Here is a 20,065-nt window from a genome sequence, read left to right as displayed (position 1 = left end):
GTTCGCAGCCGCCCCCGGGCCACGCCGCGCCGCAGCCGCCGCCCGCCCACGCGCCGGGCCCGCCGCACCCCTACCGGCCGGGCGGGTACGGGGTGCCGCCGCGGTCCTTCGGGCCCGCCCAGGGGTCCGGCGCGCCGCCCTACGCGCCCGCGCCGGGGTCCCCCGCGGCCCCGCCGCCCGTCGTGTCGCCCGCGGGTTCGCCGCCGGCCGTGCCACCGCCCGTTGTGCCACCGTCCGTTGTGCCGCCCGTGGGCTCGCCGCCCGTTGCGCCGCCGGGGGCCGTGCCGCCGGGCGCCGCCGTGCCGCCGCAGCCGCCGGGGTTCGCGGCCGGGACGTGGCGCGGCGGGCTGACGCCCGGGCGCGTGCTGCTGTTCAGCTTCGTGCTCGCCGCGCTGCTCGCGGCGGCGGGCGCCGTCTGGCTGGCCGCGGGCGGATGAGGCGGCGGCCTGGGCGGGGAAGCCGGCCGAAGCGTGATCAGGCCCCGCCGTCCCAGGGAACACTTCGGTATGGCCGGGCGCTCCGCCGCGCGGGCGGCGCCGGTCGTGGCGCACGCCGGGCGGCGTGGCGCCCGGTCCGGGTCCCAGTCCAGATCGTTGCCCCGAGCGCCGGATCGGCCCAGCCGTCCGGACCGCGGGGGGCGGTGGGGGAGTGCTGATGAGCGTGCGGGTCGTGGTCGTGGACGACAGGCGGCTGGTCGCCGAGGCGCTGGCCTCGGCGCTGCGGGTGCGCGGGCACCGGGTGCTCGGCGCCGGGGCTCCCGTGGCCAGGGCGGCCGACCTGACGCTCAGCAAGCAGCCGGACGTGCTGCTGCTCGGCTCGGGCGCGCCCGAGGCGCCGGGGGCGCTCGAGCCGTTGCTGCGGATACGGCGGGAGAGCCCGCGGGTGGCGGTGGTGGTGCTCGGGCCCGTGCCCCGCCCGCGCGGGGTGGCGGCGGCCTTCGCGGCCGGCGCCCGCGGATACGTGCGGCACGACGAGCGGATCGAGGGCGTCGAGCGGGCGATGACCAAGGCGCGGGCCGGCGAGGCCGCGGTGGCGCCGCAGCTGCTCGCGGAGGCGTTCGGCGAGTTGCTGCACCCGCGCAGCGGTCCTGGCGCCGAGGGGGCCCGTCTCGCGGCGCTGCTCACCGAGCGGGAGTCGGACGTGCTGGCGCGGATCGTGGACGGGGAGGACACCCGCCGGATAGCCGCGGGGCTCGGCGTCGCGCCCAGCACCGCCCGCACCCATGTGCAGCGGCTGCTGACCAAGCTGGGCACGGCCTCCCGCCTGGAGGCCGCGGCGCTCGCGGTGCGCACCGGGCTGCTCGACCACCTGCCCGAGCGCCGCTGAGGGCGGCGTCCCGGCAGGGGCCCTGCGGGGTCCGGGCCGGTCCGTGGCCGGGGTACGGGGGCGGCCTGCGTTGACTGCCGCCGCACCGGTATGCTTCCTTATGTTTGATTCTGTTGGAGTCCGCTGAGTGGTGCGCCGAACGCGCCGGATCTGGACTGGGTGATGAAGAGGACCACGACCCGCCTGGCCGACGGCCGTGAGCTCATCTACTACGACGCGCGCGACGACGCCGTCCGCGACGCGCTCGACCGCCGTCCCCTCCCGCCGGCCGTCTCCGTCTCCGAGGTGCGGCACAACCCGCTGCTCGACGAGCACGTCGGCTACGCCGCCCACCGGCAGGGCCGCACCTACCACCCGCCGGCCGACCAGTGCCCGCTGTGCCCCACGCGCGGCGACAGCCTCAGCGAGATACCGGCGGCCGACTACGAGGTCGCCGTCTTCGAGAACCGCTTCCCCTCCTTCGGCGGCGGCCGGGGCCGCTGCGAGGTGGTCTGCTTCACCTCCGACCACGACGCCTCCTTCGCCGGCCTGACCGAGGAGCAGGCCGCCCTGGTGCTGCACGCCTGGACCGACCGCAGCGCCGAGCTGGCCGCGCACCCGGGCGTCCGGCAGGTGTACTGCTTCGAGAACCGCGGGGCCGAGATCGGCGTCACCCTCGCCCACCCGCACGGCCAGATCTACGGCTACCCCTTCGTGACGCCCTTCACCGAACGCGCCCTGCGCGCCGCCGCCGCCCACAAGCGCCGCACGGGCGGCAACCTCTACGACGAACTGGTGGCCGCGGAACGGGAGTCGGGCCGCCGCGTGGTGCTGGAGACCGAGGAGTGGACGGCCTTCGTGCCGTACGCCGCCCGCTGGCCCTACGAGGTGCACCTGTACCCGCGGCGCCGGGTGCCCGACCTGCCCGCCCTCGACGAGGCGCAGCGCGCCGGCTTCCCGGCCGTCTACCTGGAGCTGCTGCGCCGCTTCGACCGGATCTTCGGCGAGGGGGCCGGGCCGACGCCGTATATTTCCGGCTGGCATCAGGCGCCGTTCGGCATCGAGGACCGGGGGGACTTCGCCTTGCACCTTGAGCTGTTCACCATTCGCCGCAGCCGGGACAAGCTGAAGTTCCTCGCGGGCTCCGAGTCGGGCATGGGGGCCTTCGTGAGCGATGTACTGCCGGAGGCGGCTGCCGACCGGCTGCGAGAGGTGGCGACGGGCAAGTGACCGAAACGAACGGCAGGCCGGGCACGTACCTGGTGACCGGGGGAGCCGGATACGTCGGGGGCGCCGTGGCCGCGCACCTGCTGGCCGCCGGGCACCGGGTGACGGTGCTCGACGACCTCTCCACCGGCTTCCGCGCGGGCGTCCCCGCCGGGGCGGAGTTCGTCGAGGGCAGGATTCAGGACGCCGCCAAGCACGTGCACGGCGGCTTCGACGCGGTGCTGCACTTCGCCGCCTCCTCGCAGGTCGGCGAGTCGGTGACCGACCCGGAGAAGTACTGGCGCAACAACGTCGGCGGCACGACGGAACTGCTCGCCGCGATGCGCGAGGCGCACGTCCGCCGCCTGGTCTTCTCCTCGACCGCCGCCGTCTACGGGGAGCCGGCCGGCTGGCCGATCACCGAGGACGCGGCCTGCGCCCCCACCAACCCGTACGGCGCCACCAAGCTGGCCGTCGACCACATGATCGGCAGCGAGGCCGCCGCGCACGGCCTGGCCGCCGTCTCGCTGCGCTACTTCAACGTCGCGGGGGCGCACGCCGCGGGCCGCGCCGGCCTCGGCGAGCGGCACGACCCGGAGAGCCACCTGATCCCCCTGGTGCTGCAGGTGGCGCAGGGGCGGCGCGAGGCGATCTCCGTCTACGGCGCCGACTACCCCACCCCGGACGGCACCTGCGTGCGCGACTACATCCACGTCGACGACCTGGCCGAGGCGCACCTGCTGGCGCTGGAGGCCGCCGCCCCCGGCGAGCACCTGATCTGCAACCTGGGCAACGGCAACGGCTTCTCGGTGCGCGAGGTCGTCGAGGCCGCCCGCCGGGTCACCGGGCACCCGATCCCGGAGGTCCAGGCCCCGCGCCGCGCGGGCGACCCGGCCGTCCTGGTCGCCTCGGCGGAACGCGCCCGCGAGCGCCTGGGCTGGCGGCCCAGCCGCACCGATCTGGGCGACATCATCGCGGACGCCTGGGAGTTCGCGCGACGCGAGGGGCGGGACAGGTGACCGGCGCCGCCGTCGAGGCACACCAGGAGACGTTCGGCGGCGCCCCCGAGGGGGTGTGGGCGGCGCCGGGGCGGGTCAACCTGATCGGCGAGCACACCGACTACAACGAGGGCTTCGTGATGCCCCTCGCGCTGCCGCACACCACCACGGCCACGGTCTCCCGCCGCGCCGACCGGCTGCTGCGGCTGCACTCGCGGGACATGCCCGGCGGGCAGGTCGAGCTGCGGCTGGACGAGCTGCGGCCGCGGTCGGTCGCCGGCTGGGCCGCCTACCCGGCCGGGGTGGCCTGGGCCCTTCAGCAGGCGGGCCACGAGCTGACGGGCGCCGACGTCTCGTTCTCCTCGAACGTGCCGGTGGGCGCCGGACTCTCCTCCTCGGCCGCCCTGGAGGTGGTCACCGCCCTCGCGTTCAGCGACCTGCAGGGCCTCGGCCTGCCGGCCGAGCGGCTCGCCCGCCTCTCCCAGGTGGCCGAGAACGACTTCGTCGGCATGCCCTGCGGCATCCTCGACCAGATGGCCTCCGCCTGCTGCGACGCGGGCCACGTCCTCTATCTGGACACCCGCGACCTCCACCGGCGCCAGGTCCCCTTCGCGATGGCGCTCGAAGGGCTGCGGCTGCTGGTGGTGGACACCAGGGTCAAGCACAGCCACGCCGACGGGGCGTACGCGGAGCGCCGCGCGCAGTGCGAGGCGGGCGCCAGGGCGCTCGGGGTCGGGTACCTGCGGGACGTGCCCTTCGAGGGCCTCGACGAGGCGCTGGCCCGCCTCGGCGATCCGGTGGTGCGCCGCCGGGTGCGGCACATCGTCACCGAGAACCGGCGCGTGGAGCGGGTCATCGAGCTGCTCGACGCGGGGCGCGCGCGGGAGATCGGCCCGATCCTCACCGAGGGCCACGCCTCGCTGCGCGACGACTTCGAGGTCTCCTGCCCGGAGCTCGACCTGGTGGTCGCCACGGCCACCGGCGGGGGGCTCGCCGGCGTGCTCGGCGCCCGGATGACCGGCGGCGGCTTCGGCGGCTCGGCCATCGTGCTGGTGGAGGAGAGCGCCGCGGAAACGGTGGGCAAGGCCATCGGCGACGCCTTCGCCGCGGCCGGGCACGCGGCCCCGCGGATCTTCGAGGCGATCCCCTCGGCGGGGGCGCAGCGCCTGGCCGGCTGAGCCGGACCGGGAATGTCGCGGAATGTGCCGGCATGGGCCGGTGCGTGTCCTCCACGTTCGCTGGAACCTCGCCGGAGGCGGGCCGGTTTCGCGGGAGTTCCCGGGAGTTCTGCCCGACGACTTCCGCGAAACCACTTCCGCCACGGCCCCCCGGCCGTACCCTGAAGAACAGCACCGGTGGGGGCCGGTGCCGATCAGGGGGCGAGACAGGTGGGTGCGGCGCCCACGGCCCGGTTCCGGTGCTGTGCGGCGGCGGCCGTCCGGTCTACGGGGCAGGGGCAACGGCGTCGCGCCCGCCAGGTCGGCCCGGGTCAATGCAAGGTGTCCCAAGAGGGGTGTCTCACCAGTGGCGGCTGTGGACCGCATTCGGGTGCTCGTGGTGGACGAGCACCGGATCTTCGCCGAGTCGCTTGCCACCGCGCTCACCGCGGAGCAGGACGTGGAGGCGGCGGCCGTCGGCAGCCTGCCCGCCGCCCTGCAGTGCCTGGAACGCACCAGGGCCGGCCACGAGCCGTCCTACGACATACTGCTGCTCGACGTGGACCTCGACGCCGAGGGGGAGCTGCTGGGCGCGGCGCGGGATCGTTTCCCCGGCCTTCATCCTGTCATGCTCGCGGCATACGACGACGCGGGGCTCGCGGCCCGCTCGCTCACCGGCGGGGCCTGCGGCTGGGTCGCCAAGGACAGCTCGCTCGCCCGGCTGCTCCAGGTGATCAGGGGCGTGCTGCGGGACGAGACGCACGTGCCGCCCGCCCTGCTCACCGGCGTGCTGCGGGAGCTGAACCGCGACCGCCGCCACCGCAGCGAGCACCAGCTGCTCGTGGAGTCCCTCACCCCGCGCGAGCTGGAGGTGCTGCGCTGCATGCTGGCCGGGCTCGGCCGCAAGGCGGTCGCCGAGCGCCTCTACCTCTCCCCGCACACGGTGCGCACCCACATGCAGAACGTCCTCGGCAAGCTCGGCGTCCACTCCACCCTCGCGGCCGTGGCGCTGGCCCGCCGGGCGGGGGTCCCCCCGGCCGAATGAGCCGGGGGCGCGGCGGGCCGGGCCGGCTCAGTCGCCGACTCGGTACTCCAGGTCGCTGATGTAGTACGAGCAGGTGCCCTGGTGGGCCCAGGTGGCCATGAACGCCGCGGAGCCGATGGACTCGGGGGCGTCCTCGGTGATCAGGATGCGGACGCGGGCCGTGGCGGACTGGCCGGGGGCGAGCCGGCCGGTGTGGCCGAAGTAGTCGTCGCGCGTGACGGGCTCCGGGGGCAGGTCGAGCCAGGCGCCGGAGGCGGCCCGCCACTGCGCGGTGGTCTGGACGTCGTTGCCGACCGCGTCGTAGGCGCCGATCTCCATCCAGGTGTACAGGCGGTCGACGGCGTGCGGGTAGCGGTTGGTGACGCGGTAGGTGAGGCTCGCCCACTCCCCGGGGTGGACGGTCTCGGGTATCTCCACGAGCCTGACGTCGAGCGGCGCCTCGTCGACCCAGTCGGCGCAGTTCTCCGCGGCGATGTCCCCGCCCGGCAGGATGCCCTGCGCGGCCTGGGCGGGGGCGGCGGCGAGCACGGTGGCCGAGGCGAGGGCGGCGGTCGTGGCGAGCAGAGTGGCGGCGCGGCGGAGTCCCATGGATGCCTCCCGGGCGAAAACGGCGGTGAACCGTTGCTGAACGGAAAGTGACGCACCTTTGGTGACCGCCGACGCGGGCCCGGGGTTGTACGGCCGGCGGGCCGGGACGTCGATCCGGCTCAGGCCGGGGTGTTGTCGAAGGGGGCCGTCAGCACCCGGAGGAGACCGGCGAGTTCGCGCCGCTGGGCGGCGGTGAGGTCGCCGAGCAGCGCGCGTTCCTGGGCGAGCAGCGCGGCCAGCGCCTCGTCGGTGTGGCGCCGGCCCGCCTCGGTGAGCCTGACCAGGACGCCGCGCCGGTCGGTGGGGTCGGGCAGCCGCTCCACCAGGCCCTTCTTGGCCAGCCTGTCGATGCGGTTGGTCATCGTGCCCGAGGTCACCAGGGTCTGGGTGAGCAGCTGGCCGGGCGAGAGCTGGTAGGGGGTGCCCGCGCGCCGCAGCGCGGTGAGGACGTCGAACTCCCAGGGCTCGAGGTGGTGCTCGGCGAAGGCGAGCCGCCGGGCGCGGTCCAGATGGCGCGCGAGCCTGCTGACCCGGCTCAGCACCTCAAGCGGCTCCACGTCGAGATCCGGCCGCTCGCGCCGCCAGGCGGCCACCAATCGGTCAACCTCGTCCTCCATGGAGCCCAGTCTAGTTGTTCTGTCGACGTGAAGTCTCACGACAACAAGTTTCTTGACATCGAGATAAATGGGCGGGGAGGATGCCCCCATGGCAGACGTACCGCAGACCCGATGGGACCCGGACCAGTACCAGCGCCACAGCGGGCACCGCAACCGCCCGCTGGTCGAACTCCTCGCCCGCGTCCCCGACCCGCCCACCGCCGCCCCCCGCGTCGCCGACCTCGGCTGCGGCCCCGGCGGCCCGAGCGAGCTGCTCGCCCACCGCTGGCCCGCCGCCGCCATCACCGGCCTGGACAACTCGGCGGCCATGCTGGAGCGGGCCCGCGCCCACGCGGGCCCCACCGCGGGTGGCGGCTCGCTCCGCTTCGCCCACGCCGACCTGGCCGCCTGGCGGCCCGACCCGGCCGAGCCGCTGGACGTGATCTTCTCCAACGCGGCCTTCCAGTGGGTCCCCGGGCACGTCGACCGCTTCGCCGACTGGGTGGCGGGCCTCGTCCCCGGCGGCGTGCTGGCCTTCCAGGTGCCGGGGAACTTCGCCGCGCCCAGCCACGCGCTGATGCGCGAGCTGGCCGCCGCCCCCCGCTGGCGCGACCGGCTGGCCGGGGTGCTGCGCACCGCGGACCCGGTGCTGACGCCCGAGGGCTACTTCGAGGCGCTCGCCGGCCTCGGCTGCGAGGTCGACGCCTGGGAGACGACCTACCTGCACGTCCTGAAGGGCGAGGACCCCGTCCTCGACTGGGTCAAGGGCACCGGGCTGCGGCCCGTGCTCACCGCGCTGGACGGGGACCCCGCGGCCCGCGACGCCTTCGTGGCCGAGTACCGCGAGGCGCTGCGCGGCGCCTACCCGCCCGGGCCGCACGGCACCCTCTTCCCCTTCCGGCGTGTCTTCGCCGTGGCCAGACGCCCCGGCTGAGAAACCGGCCCCGCGGCGCACCGCGCGGCCGGGGCCGATCCAGGCGTTCGTCAACGAGGCACCGACAGAGCAACGACTTTGGGCGAAACGGGTGAACGGCGGCAACCGAATCCACCCCGAGGCGTTGAGCAGGGCGCTCAAGAACAGGGCATCCAGAGAATTCCGGAAGGACAAGCCAGTGCTCAAGAAGACGCTTGCCTCGGCCGCCGTCATGGCTTCCGCGATCGGTGTCGCGGGTCTCGCCGCGAGCCCGGCCATGGCGGTCGACGGCAACGACGACAGCACCGCGACGGTGAACGGCAACCACTCGCCGAAGCTTTACGGCAACACCACCACCGGCGGGTACATGAGCCCGAACATGTCGCTGGTCAACGGCTCGCTCAACGACGTCTGTGTGCCCCTCACGAACACCGACGTGGCTGTTCCGATCCTGCAGATCGTCAACATCCAGGACATCCTCAACAGCAAGCCGACGCAGGCCTGCACGGAGAACTCCACGCAGGTCGACGGCGACGACCCGCTGTCGCACCTCCTCGACGACATTCCGATCCTGTCGGAGAACGGCTCCGACAACGGCTCCGACAATGTCGCCCTGCGTGGCGGCCACGGCGGCCACGGCGGCAAGTAACGCCGGCGGAACTCCGGGCTCTTCGGCCTTCTGACCGGTGCTCCGCGCCCTATGGCCCCCTCTCTCGGACCACCCCCCTGAGAGAGGGGGCCGTCGCATGCCCCGGGGCGGGCGGCGGGCGGCCCGGCCGCCGCGCGCCGGGCCGCCCGGGCGGCGGGCAGGGCGCTCAGGTCCTGCGGTGGCCGACCAGGCGGGGGTGGTGCTCCAGGCCCTGCAGGCCGTGCCAGGCCAGGTTGACCAGGTGCGCGGCGACCTCCGACTTCTTCGGCCGCCGCACGTTGAGCCACCACTGCCCGGTCAGCGCCACCATCCCGACCAGCGCCTGGGCGTAGATCGGGGCGAGCTTCGGGTCGTAGCCCCGGCTCTTGAATTCGTGCCCCAGGATGTCCTCCACCTTCGTCGCGATGTCGCCGATCAGCGAGGCGAAGGTCCCGGTGGACTGCGCGACGGGCGAGTCGCGGACCAGGATGTGGAAGCCGTCGGTGAACTGCTCGATGTAGTCGAGCAGGGCGAACGCGGCCTGTTCGAGCAACTCCCTGGGGTGCCCCGCGGTCAGGGCGCCGGTCACCATGCCGAGCAGCCTGCTCATCTCGCGGTCCACGACCACGGCGTAGAGCCCTTCCTTGCCCCCGAAGTGCTCGTACACGACGGGTTTGGAGACCCCGGCCTTGGCCGCGATCTCCTCCACCGACGTGCCCTCGAACCCGCGCAGGGCGAAGAGCGTGCGGCCGATGTCAAGCAACTGCTCGCGGCGTTCCGTTCCGGTCATTCGCCGGCGGGCCCGCCTCGCGGGGCGCGCGGGCCGGTCCTTGCCGCTGTCGTCTTTGCTGTTGTCGGTCGCCACGCCCCCATCATGCCGCGTGAGCCGCGGCTTCTTCCTTTCGGTTTTCTTTTGGGTTTTCCTTCCCGTTTTCCCCGTTGCCGCCCCGCTTGCCCGCCCCCGGGGGGTTTCGCTTGGCCTCGATGCGGGTGGGCCTCGGCCAGCGCACGTCGTGGGCCCAGCCGAGCTTCTCGAACCAGCGGATCAGCCGGGCCGTCGAGTCCACCTGCCAGCGGTCCACGCCGTGCCTGGCGCAGGTCGGGTCGGCGTGGTGCAGGTTGTGCCAGGACTCGCCGCAGGAGAGCACCGCAAGCCACCACACGTTGCCCGAGCGGTCGCGGGACTTGAAGGGGTGCTTGCCGACCGCGTGGCAGATCGAGTTGATCGACCAGGTGACGTGGTGCAGCAGCGCGATGCGCACCAGCGCGCCCCAGAAGAAGCCGGTGACGGCGCCCCACCAGGACCAGGAGATCAGCCCGCCGAGCAGCCCGGGCAGCGCCAGGGAGACGACGGTCCACAGCACGAACTGCCGCGAGATGCGCCGCATGTCCGGGTCCCTCAGCAGGTCGGGCGCGTACTTCGTCTGCGAGGTCTGCTCGGTGTTGAACATCCAGGCCATGTGCGCCCACCACAGCCCCTTGAGCAGGGCGGGGATGGTCTCCCCGTAGCGCCAGGGCGAGTGCGGGTCGCCGTCGGCGTCCGAGTGCTTGTGGTGCTTGCGGTGGTCGGCGACCCAGCGGATCAGCGGGCCCTCGACGGCCAGCGAGCCGGCGATGGCGAGCGCGATGCGCAGCGGCCGCTTGGCCTTGAACGAGCTGTGCGTGAAGTGGCGGTGGAAGCCGGCCGTGATGCCGTGGCAGCCGATGAAGTAGAACGAGACGAGCAGCGCCAGGTCCAGCCAGCTGACGCCCCAGCCCCAGGCGAAGGGGACGGCGGCGACGAGGGCCAGGAACGGCACCACGATGAACAGCAGCAGCGCCACCTGTTCGGCCGAACGGCGTTGCTCGCCGCCCAGCGTGCCCAGGGGCTGGGGCTCGGCTTGGCTGCGGGCCGGTACTTCCGGCGGGGGAGTCGAGGTCATGTGTCTTCCTTGGAACGGCTTGGGGACGGGATGGGCCCCCTGCGGGGCAGGGAGCCGAGGGGAATCCTGGAGTAACCAGGAGAAATCAGAAGAAACCAGCAGAAGCCGGCAGGAACTCGTCGGGAATTCGGCAGAAAGGGGGAGGGGGTGGGTCGGGGAGGGCGGGGATGGAGCGGGGTGGGGCGGGGAACGGATCGTGTGGGGGCGGGTCTTCCGGCGGCGGGCCGGGGCTGAAGGGTCCGGGTGGGGGTGGGGCTTAGGGAGGCTTCAGCCGCCTGGGCGACGGTACTACCTACGGGACCGTAACCTACGGCGACGTAAGTATGGCAGTTCGCTGTCGTGCCACAAGGCCGTAAACCCCCGGCGACCGGACCGCGACGGCGCCGTCGCGACCGCTGGATACGATGGGGGGCTGTCGGACAGCGCGGTCCGGACCGTGCCCACGACCTGCCAGAAGCACCAGTCGCGAGGAGCCGCAACTGTGAGCAGTCCCGACACCCACCCCTCCGACGCACCCGACCTCAGCGGAAGCCCGGAAAGCAGTAGTGCCCTGCGCGCCGACATCCGCCGTCTGGGCGATCTCCTGGGCGAGACGCTGGTGCGCCAGGACGGCCCAGAACTGCTCGAACTCGTCGAGCGGGTCCGCAGGCTGACGCGCACCGACGGGGAGGCCGCGGCCGCCCTGCTCGGGGAGACGGACGTCGCCACCGCCGCCAAGCTGGTGCGGGCCTTCTCCATCTACTTCCACCTCGCCAACGTCACCGAGCAGGTCCACCGCGGTCGCGAGCTGCGCGAACGGCGGGCCGCGGAGGGCGGGGTGCTCTCCCGCACCGCCGACATGCTCAAGGACGCCGACCCGGCCCACCTGCGGCAGACCGTCGCCAACCTGAGCGTGCGCCCGGTGTTCACCGCGCACCCGACCGAGGCCGCGCGGCGTTCGGTCCTCACCAAGCTCCGCAGGGTCGCCGAACTGCTCGACCGGCCCCCGGAGGACGCCCGCCGCACCGAGCTGCGGCTCGCCGAGTGCGTCGACCTGATCTGGCAGACCGACGAACTGCGGGTGACCAGGCCCGAGCCCACCGACGAGGCCCGCAACGCCGTCTACTACCTGGACGAGTTGCACGCGGGCGCCGTCGGCGACCTGCTGGAGGACCTGGCCGCCGAGCTGGAGCGGGCCGGTGCGCCGCTGCCCGCCGGCACCCGGCCCCTCACCTTCGGCACCTGGATCGGCGGCGACCGCGACGGCAACCCGAACGTCACCCCCCAGGTCACCTGGGACGTCCTGCTGCTCCAGCACGAGCACGGCATCCTCGCGGCGCTGCGGCACATCGACGAGCTGCGCAGCGCCCTGTCCAACTCGATCCGCAACAGCGGCGCGAGCCAGGAGCTGCTCGACTCCCTCAAGGAGGACCTCGACCGGCTGCCGGAGATCACCCCGCGCTACAAGCGGCTGAACGCGGAGGAGCCCTACCGGCTGAAGGTCACCTGCATCCGGCAGAAGCTCAGCAACACCCGCACCAGGCTGGCCGAGGGCACCCCGCACGTGCCGGGCCGCGACTACCTGGGCACCGGCGAGCTGATCGCCGACCTGGCCGTCGTGCAGCAGTCGCTGCGCGAGCACCGCGGGCAGCTGATCGCCGACGGGCGGGTGGAGCGGCTGATCCGCACCCTGGCCGCGTTCGGCCTGCAACTGGCCACGATGGACCTGCGCGAGCACGCCGACGCCCACCACCACGCGCTGGGGCAGCTCTTCGACCGGCTCGGCGAGGAGTCCTGGCGGTACGCGGACATGCCGCGCGAGTACCGCACCAAGCTGCTCGCCCGCGAGCTGCGCTCGCGCCGGCCGCTGGCCCCCGCCCCCGCCCCGCTGGACGCGGCGGGCGCCAAGACGCTCGGCGTGTTCGAGACGATGCGCAGGGCGCTCGACACCTTCGGCCCCGAGATCGCCGAGTCGTACATCATCTCGATGTGCCAGGGCGCGGACGACGTGTTCGCCGCGGCCGTGCTCGCCCGCGAGGCCGGGCTGATCGACCTGCACGCCGGCTGGGCCAGGGTGGGCATCGTGCCGCTGCTCGAAACCACCGACGAGCTGCGGATCGCCGACGAACTGCTGGACGCGATGCTCTCCGACCCCTCCTACCGGCGCCTGGTCTCGCTGCGGGACGACGTGCAGGAGGTCATGCTCGGCTACAGCGACTCCTCGAAGTTCGGCGGCATCACCACCTCGCAGTGGGAGATCCACCGCGCGCAGCGGCGGCTGCGTGACGTCGCGCACCGGCACGGCGTCCGGCTGCGGCTCTTCCACGGCCGCGGCGGCACCGTCGGCCGCGGCGGCGGCCCCACCCACGACGCGATCCTCGCCCAGCCCTGGGGCACCCTGGAGGGCGAGATCAAGGTCACCGAGCAGGGCGAGGTGATCTCCGACAAGTACCTGGTGCCCTCCCTGGCCAGGGAGAACCTGGAACTGACCGTCGCCGCCACGCTCCAGGCCTCCGCGCTGCACACCGCGCCGCGCCAGTCGCAGGAGGCGCTCGCGCGCTGGGACGCGGCCATGGACACCGTCTCCGAGGCCGCGCACGGCGCCTACCGGCGGCTGGTGGAGGACCCGGACCTGCCCGCGTACTTCTTCGCCTCCACCCCGGTCGACCAGCTCGCCGACCTGCACCTGGGCTCCCGGCCCTCGCGCCGCCCGGACAGCGGCGCGGGTCTTGACGGGCTGCGGGCGATCCCCTGGGTCTTCGGCTGGACCCAGTCGCGGCAGATCGTGCCAGGGTGGTACGGGGTCGGCACCGGACTGCGGGCCGCGCGGGAGGCGGGCCTTGAGGACGTGCTCGCCGAGGCGTTCGAGCAGTGGCACTTCTTCCGGAACTTCCTCTCCAACGTGGAGATGACCCTCGCCAAGACGGACCTGCGGATCGCCCGCCACTACGTGGAGACCCTGGTCCCGCAGGAGCTGCGGCACGTCTTCGGGACGATCGAGGAGGAGCACCGGCTGACCGTCGCCGAGGTGCTGCGGATCACCGGCGAGCGGGAGTTGCTCGACTCCAACCCCGGACTCCAGCGCACGCTGCGGATCAGGGACGCCTACCTCGACCCCATCTCCTACCTCCAGGTCAGCCTGCTGCACCGGCAGCGGGAGGCCGCCAGGCGGGGCGAGGAGCCCGACCAGCTGCTGTCCAGGGCGCTGCTGCTGACGGTCAACGGCGTGGCGGCCGGCCTGCGCAACACCGGCTGACCCGGCGCGGCCCGCGCACCCGGCCGCCGCCGGGCGCGCGGGCCGCCTCGCCATGCCGCTCACGCCCAGGACAGCTCGCCGGTGGCGGCCTTCGCCCCCAGGTCGAGGTTCAGCAGGCCGCCGAGCCCGGGGTAGCGGCGCAGCATCGCCGCCTTCAGCGCGGCGGAGTCCGCCGCCGCGGCCAGCTCCTCCTCGAACGCGCCCAGGTACTCGCGGGTGAAGGCGAGGGCCGAGGCGTCGGTCGCCGAGTCCTCGGCCCGGTGTCCCGGCGCCACGAAGGCCGGGCCGAGCCGCTGCGCCTCGGCCAGGGCGCGGTCCCAGGCGGCGCGGTCCGCGGCGCTCGCGGCGTCCGCCGTCCAGGGGTGGAGACCGGCGAAGACCAGGGCCCCGCCGAGCAGGGCCCGGTCCTCCGGCTGCCACAGGTACCTGCCGTGCGGCCCGGCGCCGTCCTCCCCGCCGCGCACCTCGAAGACGCGGCCCTCCAGCTCGACCCGCCCGGCGGTGAGCACGTCGGGCACGATCACCTCGCCGGCCAGGTTGGGGCCGAGGCCGCGCCAGGTTTCGAGACTCGCCTGCCAGGTCTCCTTGATCCGCTCGGCCACCGCCGGGCTCGCCACCACCCGCGCCTTCGGGAACGCCTGCCGCAGCGCCTGGAGCCCGGCGTAGCAGGCGGGTTCCGCGGTGGTGACGAAGACGGTCACGAGCCGCCTGCCGCTGTCCAGCACGGCGGCCACCACCCGGTGCTGCTCGGCGAGGGTGAGCTGCCCGTCCACGAGCAGCGCCTCCCGGGCGCCGGCGACCAGCGTGGAGGTCTTGTTCAGGCCGGACTCGCCCGCGGTGTGGACGGCGTAGGACAGTGCCATGGGAGTCAGCAGAACACGGATGGCCCAGCCCCGCACGTCGGGCGCGGGCCTTCCGCCGGGCCGGGAGCGCGGCGGCTGACGGCGGTTCAGCCCGCCGGGACCGCCGCGCCGGCCGCGCGCCTGCCGCCGTGCCCCGCCCGGGTGGCCGAGCCGGCGCGGAAGGTGCGGCGGTAGGCGGAGGGGGAGATCCCGAGGGCGACCTGGAGGTGCCGGCGCAGCGAGGCCGCGGTGCCGAACCCCGCCTCGTGGGCGATCCGGTCCACCGCGAGGTCGCTCTCCTCAAGCAGCTGCCTGGCCCGCTCCACGCGCTGGAGGATCAGCCAGCGCTGCGGCGACATGCCGGTCTCCTCGCGGAAGCGGCGGGTGAAGGTGCGCACGCTCATCGACTCGACGGCCGCCAGGTCGCGCAGGGCGAGCGGCTCCTTCAGCCGTTCGAGCGCCCACTGCCTGGCCCGCCCGGTGGACTGCGCCCGCGGGCTCGGCACCGGCCGTTCGACGTACTGGGCCTGCCCGCCGTCCCGGTGCGGCGGGACCACCGTGCGCCGGGCCACCCCGTTGGCCACGGCGGCGCCGAAGTCCGTCCTGACCAGGTGCAGGCACAGGTCGATCCCGGCGGCCACCCCGGCCGAGGTGAGGACCCGCCCGTCCTGCGTGTACAGCACGTCGGCGTCGAGCCGCACCCGGGGGAACAGCGCCCGGAAGCGGTCGCAGGAGGCCCAGTGCGTGGTGGCGCGGCGGCCGTCGAGCAGCCCGGCGGCGGCGAGCACGAAGGCGCCCGTGCAGATCGACGCGATCCGCGTGCCGGGCCCGACGCGGCCCAGCGCGGCGGCCAGCGCGGGGGGAAGCCGCCCCTCCAGGTAGGTCTCGTCCCGCTCGTGCGCCGCCGGGACGATCACGGTGTCCGCCGCCGCCAGCGCCTCGGGCCCGTGGGCGACGTGGACGGTGAAGTCGGCGGTCGTGCGCAGCTCTCCCGGCTCGGTGGCGCAGGTCACCACCTCGTACAGCCGCTCGCCCGCCTCGGTCCTCGCGTCGCCCAGGATGCGGTGCGCGATGCCGACTTCGATGGGCAGCAGCCCGTGCCGCACCAGCACGGCCACCCGGTGGCGGCCGGGCCGGGTGAACGGGCCGTGGAAGCCGGCGTGAGGCATGGCCCGATTCTTGCACATCGTGGCTATCGGGCCACTGGCCGGTGGGGCGGCCGGGACGGAGGATCGGTGCGTGACGCAGACCGCTCCCACTCCGCGCTCCCCCAGGCCCCAGGAGTCCCCGCACGCCGAGGAGTCACCGGCCCGCACCGGACCCCGCATCCACCCGGCCTGGTGGGTGGCCGCCGTCGCCTTCCTCGTGCTCATCGGCGCCGCCGGCTTCCGCGCCGCCCCGGGCGTGCTGATCGACCCGCTGCACGAGGAGTTCGGCTGGTCGCGCGGCGGCATCTCCTTCGCCGTCTCGCTGAACCTGCTGCTCTACGGGATGACCGCCCCCTTCGCCACCGCCCTGATGGAGCGTTACGGCATCAGGCGCGTGGTGTGCGGGGCCCTCGTGCTGATCTCGGCGGGCAGCGGGCTGACGGTGTTCATGAACAGCCAGTGGCAGCTGGTGCTGTGCTGGGGCGTGCTGGTGGGCCTCGGCACCGGTTCGATGGCGCTGGCCTTCGCGGGCACCATCGCGGGCCGCTGGTTCCTCGCCCGCCGCGGCCTGGTCACCGGGGTGCTCACCGCCGGGGGCGCCGCCGGGAACCTGGTCTTCCTGCCGCTGGTCGCGCTGCTCGCGGACGGGCCGGGCTGGCGGGCCGCGGCCCTGGCCGTCTCGGCCTGCGCGCTCGCCGTGGTGCCGCTGGTGGTCTGGGTGCTGCGCGACCGCCCCGAGGACCTGGGCCTCCTGCCCTACGGCGCGGGCGAGGACTACGTCAGCCCGCCCCCGCCGCCCGCGGGCGCGGCCAGGCGGACCCTGGGCGCGCTGCGGAACGCCTCGGGCAGCGGCGTGTTCTGGCTGCTGGCCGGCACCTTCGCGATCTGCGGGGCCACGACCAACGGCCTGATCGGCACCCACTTCGTGCCCGGGGCGCACGACCACGGCATGTCGGAGCCGGTCGCCGCCTCCCTGCTGGCCGCCATGGGCGTCTTCGACCTCATCGGCACGGTCTTCTCCGGCTGGCTGACCGACCGCAAGGACCCGCGGCGGCTGCTGGCCGTCTACTACGGGCTGCGCGGCCTGTCCCTGTTCTTCCTGCCGACGCTGCTCGGGGACGGCCTGCACCCGCCGATGCTGTTCTTCGTCGTGTTCTACGGCCTGGACTGGGTGGCGACCGTGCCGCCCACCATCGGTCTGTGCCGCCGCCACTTCGGCGAGGACGGGGGCATCGTCTTCGGCTGGGTGCTGGCCTCGCACCAGATCGGCGCGGCCCTGGTGGCCTTCCTCGCCGGCGCCATCCGCGACGCCACCGGCTCCTACGACCTGGCCTGGACCTCGGCGGGGGTGCTGTGCGTGGGCGCCACGGTGATGGTGATGGCCATTCGCCGGCCGGCCCCGCCGCGCCCCGGCCCACCGGCGGGCCCCGGGCCGCTGCGGGCCGCCCCCTCGGGGGCCGGGGGCTGAACGGGCGGGCCCGAGGCGCCCGGAGGGAACCCGAGGGGACCGGAACGGCGGTGGCCGCCCTCCGGTTTCGGCCCGCGGCCGTTCAGCCGCGGGCCGGCCAGTGGGCGGGGCGGGCGAGGCGGGCGGGCAGGCGGGTGTCGGCGTCGCCCCTGGCCGCGTCGAGCTGGGACTGGGCGAGGAACAGCGCGCCGGACAGGTCGGCCCCCCGCAGGTCGGCCCCGCGCAGGTCGGCGCCGGTCAGGTCGGCCGCGGTGAGGTCGGCCCCGCGCAGGTCGGCCGCGAGCAGCCGGGCCCCGCGCAGGTTGGCCCCGCGCAGCGCGGCGTTGCGCAGGCGGGCGCCGGTGAGGTCCGCGCCCCTGTGGTCCGCCTTGCGCCCCGGCACCCCCGCCCGCGCCAGCTCGCCGGCGCGCAGCAGCAGGGCGTTGACCCGCTCCCGGTGCGCCGACAGGTCCAGCCGGGCCAGCTCCTCGGGGGTGCCGCCCGCGAGGGCGTCGGTGGCGGCCAGGGCGGCGCGCAGCTCGGCGTGCACCGGGCGGGCGCGGGGCAGCCGCAGCGCCTCGGTGAGGTACCACAGCAGCTCGTGGAGGTGCCGCACCACCGGGAAGGCGGCGAACATCGCGGGCGCGAGCTCCGGGTGGGCCCGCCAGTCCCGGCCGCCGAAGGTGACCTGGGAGACGCGCTGGCCCGCGCCCAGGCAGTCGAAGGCCGCGCAGCCGGGGAAGCCGCGCTCCCGCAGCCGGGTGTGGATGCCGCAGCGGAAGTCCTCCGCGAGGTGGTGGCAGGGGCGGCCCGCCGGCTTGTCGGCCGCGAAGTCGGCGGAGGCGGTGAAGGAGAGGGCCACGCAGCACAGCCCGAAGCAGTCGCCGCAGTCGGCCCGCAGCGCGCGCCCCCCGGCTCCGGCGGCCGGCGCTGCGGGGCTGGGCCGGCCGGAGGCGCCGGACCTGCCGGAGGCGCCCGAGGGCGCGGAGGGAGAAGGCATGGGGAACTCCCCTGACTCGTGGACGGAGGTGCGGAGGTGCGGAGGTGCGCGGCCGTGCGGCGGCGCGGTCGTTACGGGGCGTGCGCCGTGCGTGGAGCCGAGGGGTGCCGGGGCGGCGTCGGGCCCGTCAGATCCACAGCGCGAAGGTGAGGGCGAGCGCGGCCAGGGCGAGGCCGGCGAGCGACCAGGCCGTGCGGTACAGGCGCAGGGCCCCGCCGAGCACGACCGAGGAGAGCAGCAGCGCCCCGGTCAGCGGCAGCCAGGCGAACAGCACCCCGGCCGCGCCGGTGCGGACCACCTCCCCATCCTCGGGGAGCAGCGCCACCGGCAGCCGCTCGCCCGCCTCGCGGCCGATGGCCTGCCGCAGCACCACCTCCGCGCCCGTGGGCGCGAAGACGCCGGTGCACGCCTCCCGATCGCAGGCGCGGAGCGTCAGCGTTCCGCGGTCGGCCTCCTCGGCGAACATCGCGGGCCTGGCCTCCGGCCAGGAGGCGCGTATTCCGGCCACCACGAGCAGCGCCACGACCAGCCCGAGGAACACCGTCCTGGCCAGCAACAGCGCGCCGAACGCGCTCTCCCCCGCACGGCGGGCCAGGCTGCGCCTGGCGGCGGTTGGGGACATGCCGCAGATCTTTGGCCACGGCCCTGCGTCCGGTCAACCCTCGCTGCGCGGGAGCGGGCGGCGCCTCAGCTGTTGAACGCGCTCTGCGCCCGTTCCAGGCCGTCCCTGACCAGCGCCTCGACCGCGTCGGCCGCCCGGTCGACGAAGTAGTCGAGTTCCTTGCGCTCGGCCGGGGTGAAGTCCTTCAGGACGAACGCCGCCACGTCCATCCGGCCCGGCGGGCGGCCGATGCCGAAGCGGACGCGGTGGTAGTCCCTGCCGAGCGAGGCGGTGACGGACTTCAGGCCGTTGTGCCCGTTGTCGCCGCCGCCCCGCTTCAGCCGCAGCGTGCCGTAGCCGATGTCCAGCTCGTCGTGGACGACGACCAGGCGCTCGGGGGGGACCCGGTAGAACGTGCTCAGCGCCGTGACCGGGCCGCCGGAGAGGTTCATGAACGTCATCGGCTTGGCGAGCACCACCCGCGGGCCGCCGGTGCCGGGGGCGCCGAGACGCCCCTCCAGCACCATGGCCCGCGACTTGTGGGACTTGAAGGTGCCGCCGATCCGCTGCCCGAGCAGATCGGCGACCATGAAGCCCACGTTGTGCCTGTTGGCCGCGTACTGCGGGCCCGGGTTGCCAAGTCCCGCGATCAGCCAGGGTTCGACGTCCACGCGCACAGTCTCTCAGGCGCCGGCGGCCTCCTCGCCCTCGGCCTCGCCCGCGCCCTCGGGGGCGGGCTCCTCGGCCTGGGGCTGGAGCACCTGCAGCACGACGTCCTCGCCGTCCACGGCCAGGGAGGTGCCCGCGGGCAGCGGGACGTCCTTGGCCAGCACCGAGGCGCCGGGCTCCAGGCCCTCGACGGACACGGTGAGCGCCTCGGGGATGTGGGTGGCCTCGGCCTCGACGGGCAGGGCGCTCAGCACGTGCTCCAGCAGGCCGCCGCCGGGGGCCAGCTCGCCCTCGGTGTGGAGCGGCACCTCGACGGTGACCTTCTCGCCGCGCTTGACGACCAGCAGGTCGAGGTGGACCAGGAAGCCCTTGATCGGGTCGCGCTGCACGGCCTTGGGGATGACCAGCTCGTCGCGGCCCTCGATGTCGAGGGTGATCAGGACGTTCGGGGTCTTCAGGGCCAGCATCAGCTCGTGCCCCGGCAGGGTCACGTGGACCGGCTCGCCGCCGTGCCCGTAGATGACGGCGGGGACCTTGTCGGCGCGGCGGATGCGGCGGGCGGCGCCCTTGCCGAACTCCTTGCGGACCTCGGCGCCGATCTTCACGTCTGCCATCGGATGCACTCCTCGTTCTCGTGGGTTCCCATGGGCCCGGGGGACCGGGCGTTCCTTGGCCCGGCGCGGGCGGCACACCACCACGAGGAGCGCGTCGATTACGGATGAGCCCCCAGGGCCCTCCCTCGCCGAGCGCCCACGAGCCTACCCG

Annotated in this window: 20 protein-coding genes; 10 read left to right on the top strand and 10 right to left on the bottom strand. The window is 74.6% G+C overall.

Going from position 1 to position 20,065, the window contains the following annotated elements; translation table 11 throughout:
* Nucleotides 1-248: 248 nt before the first annotated feature.
* From D7294_RS31660 to D7294_RS26725, 6 genes are all read left to right on the top strand, one after another.
* A complete protein-coding gene (locus tag D7294_RS31660; protein ID WP_147450916.1) occupies nucleotides 249-437 on the top strand; it encodes a hypothetical protein in 189 nt (62 codons plus the stop codon).
* A 217-nt stretch (nucleotides 438-654) separates the two neighbouring features.
* Nucleotides 655-1,326: a response regulator transcription factor gene (locus tag D7294_RS26745; protein WP_120684249.1), complete on the top strand. Its 672-nt coding sequence runs from the start codon at nucleotides 655-657 to the stop codon at nucleotides 1,324-1,326.
* A 162-nt stretch (nucleotides 1,327-1,488) separates the two neighbouring features.
* The gene (galT, locus tag D7294_RS26740) at nucleotides 1,489-2,535 is read left to right on the top strand and encodes a galactose-1-phosphate uridylyltransferase (protein WP_120684247.1); all 1,047 of its coding nucleotides are present in this window, start codon (nucleotides 1,489-1,491) and stop codon (nucleotides 2,533-2,535) included.
* Complete coding sequence (galE, locus tag D7294_RS26735; RefSeq protein WP_120684245.1) at nucleotides 2,532-3,530, top strand: UDP-glucose 4-epimerase GalE; 999 nt, start codon at nucleotides 2,532-2,534, stop codon at nucleotides 3,528-3,530. The genes galT and galE overlap by 4 nt, the downstream gene beginning before the upstream one ends.
* On the top strand, nucleotides 3,527-4,687 hold the full coding sequence (gene galK / locus D7294_RS26730) for a galactokinase (protein ID WP_120684243.1): 1,161 nt from the start codon (nucleotides 3,527-3,529) through the stop codon (nucleotides 4,685-4,687). Before galE ends, galK begins: the two co-directional genes overlap by 4 nt.
* Nucleotides 4,688-5,042: 355 nt before the next feature.
* On the top strand, nucleotides 5,043-5,711 hold the full coding sequence (locus D7294_RS26725) for a LuxR C-terminal-related transcriptional regulator (RefSeq protein ID WP_120684241.1): 669 nt from the start codon (nucleotides 5,043-5,045) through the stop codon (nucleotides 5,709-5,711).
* Nucleotides 5,712-5,738: 27 nt separating this feature from the next.
* On the opposite strand, the gene D7294_RS26720 is transcribed toward D7294_RS26725, so the two are convergent.
* Nucleotides 5,739-6,299, bottom strand: coding sequence for a COG1361 family protein (locus tag D7294_RS26720; RefSeq protein WP_120684239.1), 561 nt, complete (start codon nucleotides 6,297-6,299; stop codon nucleotides 5,739-5,741).
* A 119-nt stretch (nucleotides 6,300-6,418) separates the two neighbouring features.
* A complete protein-coding gene (locus D7294_RS26715) occupies nucleotides 6,419-6,916 on the bottom strand; it encodes a MarR family winged helix-turn-helix transcriptional regulator (protein ID WP_120684237.1) in 498 nt (165 codons plus the stop codon).
* Between the two features lie 88 nt (nucleotides 6,917-7,004).
* On the opposite strand from D7294_RS26715, the gene D7294_RS26710 reads away from it, so the two are divergent.
* Together D7294_RS26710 and D7294_RS26705 are read left to right on the top strand one after the other, a co-directional pair.
* Nucleotides 7,005-7,829, top strand: a complete 825-nt coding sequence (locus D7294_RS26710; protein WP_120684235.1) for a trans-aconitate 2-methyltransferase — start codon at nucleotides 7,005-7,007, stop codon at nucleotides 7,827-7,829.
* 178 nt (nucleotides 7,830-8,007) lie between these two features.
* Nucleotides 8,008-8,457: a rodlin gene (locus D7294_RS26705; protein WP_120684233.1), complete on the top strand. Its 450-nt coding sequence runs from the start codon at nucleotides 8,008-8,010 to the stop codon at nucleotides 8,455-8,457.
* Between the two features lie 166 nt (nucleotides 8,458-8,623).
* Here D7294_RS26705 and D7294_RS26700 read toward each other — a convergent pair whose 3' ends face one another.
* Nucleotides 8,624-9,301, bottom strand: coding sequence for a TetR/AcrR family transcriptional regulator (locus D7294_RS26700; protein ID WP_241562643.1), 678 nt, complete (start codon nucleotides 9,299-9,301; stop codon nucleotides 8,624-8,626).
* Nucleotides 9,302-9,308: 7 nt separating this feature from the next.
* Nucleotides 9,309-10,358: an acyl-CoA desaturase gene (locus tag D7294_RS26695; protein WP_120684231.1), complete on the bottom strand. Its 1,050-nt coding sequence runs from the start codon at nucleotides 10,356-10,358 to the stop codon at nucleotides 9,309-9,311.
* A 550-nt stretch (nucleotides 10,359-10,908) separates the two neighbouring features.
* Between D7294_RS26695 and ppc the strand changes: the two genes are divergently transcribed.
* Nucleotides 10,909-13,593 carry a phosphoenolpyruvate carboxylase gene (ppc, locus tag D7294_RS26690; RefSeq protein WP_241562652.1) on the top strand — a complete coding sequence of 895 codons (2,685 nt, stop codon included), beginning with the start codon at nucleotides 10,909-10,911 and terminating at the stop codon, nucleotides 13,591-13,593.
* Between the two features lie 59 nt (nucleotides 13,594-13,652).
* Here the strand turns inward: ppc and D7294_RS26685 are convergent, their stop codons facing one another.
* Together D7294_RS26685 and D7294_RS26680 are read right to left on the bottom strand one after the other, a co-directional pair.
* Nucleotides 13,653-14,456 carry an MBL fold metallo-hydrolase gene (locus D7294_RS26685; protein WP_120684228.1) on the bottom strand — a complete coding sequence of 268 codons (804 nt, stop codon included), beginning with the start codon at nucleotides 14,454-14,456 and terminating at the stop codon, nucleotides 13,653-13,655.
* Between the two features lie 86 nt (nucleotides 14,457-14,542).
* A complete protein-coding gene (locus D7294_RS26680; RefSeq protein WP_241562642.1) occupies nucleotides 14,543-15,604 on the bottom strand; it encodes a GlxA family transcriptional regulator in 1,062 nt (353 codons plus the stop codon).
* Nucleotides 15,605-15,674: 70 nt separating this feature from the next.
* Between D7294_RS26680 and D7294_RS26675 the strand changes: the two genes are divergently transcribed.
* A complete protein-coding gene (locus D7294_RS26675; RefSeq protein ID WP_241562641.1) occupies nucleotides 15,675-17,051 on the top strand; it encodes an MFS transporter in 1,377 nt (458 codons plus the stop codon).
* Nucleotides 17,052-17,133: 82 nt separating this feature from the next.
* Here D7294_RS26675 and D7294_RS26670 read toward each other — a convergent pair whose 3' ends face one another.
* The 4 genes from D7294_RS26670 to D7294_RS26655 all read right to left on the bottom strand — a co-directional run bounded on the left by D7294_RS26670 (nucleotide 17,134) and on the right by D7294_RS26655 (nucleotide 19,914).
* Nucleotides 17,134-18,030, bottom strand: a complete 897-nt coding sequence (locus D7294_RS26670; protein ID WP_120684222.1) for a pentapeptide repeat-containing protein — start codon at nucleotides 18,028-18,030, stop codon at nucleotides 17,134-17,136.
* Between the two features lie 127 nt (nucleotides 18,031-18,157).
* Nucleotides 18,158-18,652 (bottom strand): hypothetical protein, encoded by a 495-nt coding sequence (locus D7294_RS26665; RefSeq protein ID WP_120684220.1) that lies wholly within the window; start codon nucleotides 18,650-18,652, stop codon nucleotides 18,158-18,160.
* A gap of 65 nt (nucleotides 18,653-18,717) precedes the next feature.
* Nucleotides 18,718-19,302: an aminoacyl-tRNA hydrolase gene (gene pth, locus D7294_RS26660; protein ID WP_174248448.1), complete on the bottom strand. Its 585-nt coding sequence runs from the start codon at nucleotides 19,300-19,302 to the stop codon at nucleotides 18,718-18,720.
* A gap of 12 nt (nucleotides 19,303-19,314) precedes the next feature.
* Complete coding sequence (locus tag D7294_RS26655; RefSeq protein ID WP_120684217.1) at nucleotides 19,315-19,914, bottom strand: 50S ribosomal protein L25/general stress protein Ctc; 600 nt, start codon at nucleotides 19,912-19,914, stop codon at nucleotides 19,315-19,317.
* Between the last annotated feature and the right edge of the window lie 151 nt (nucleotides 19,915-20,065).

The sequence above is a fragment of the Streptomyces hoynatensis genome, assembly GCF_003626535.1.
Classification (GTDB): Bacteria; Actinomycetota; Actinomycetes; order Streptomycetales; family Streptomycetaceae; genus Streptomyces; species Streptomyces hoynatensis.
This window is presented reverse-complemented; position numbering and strand designations above follow the sequence as displayed.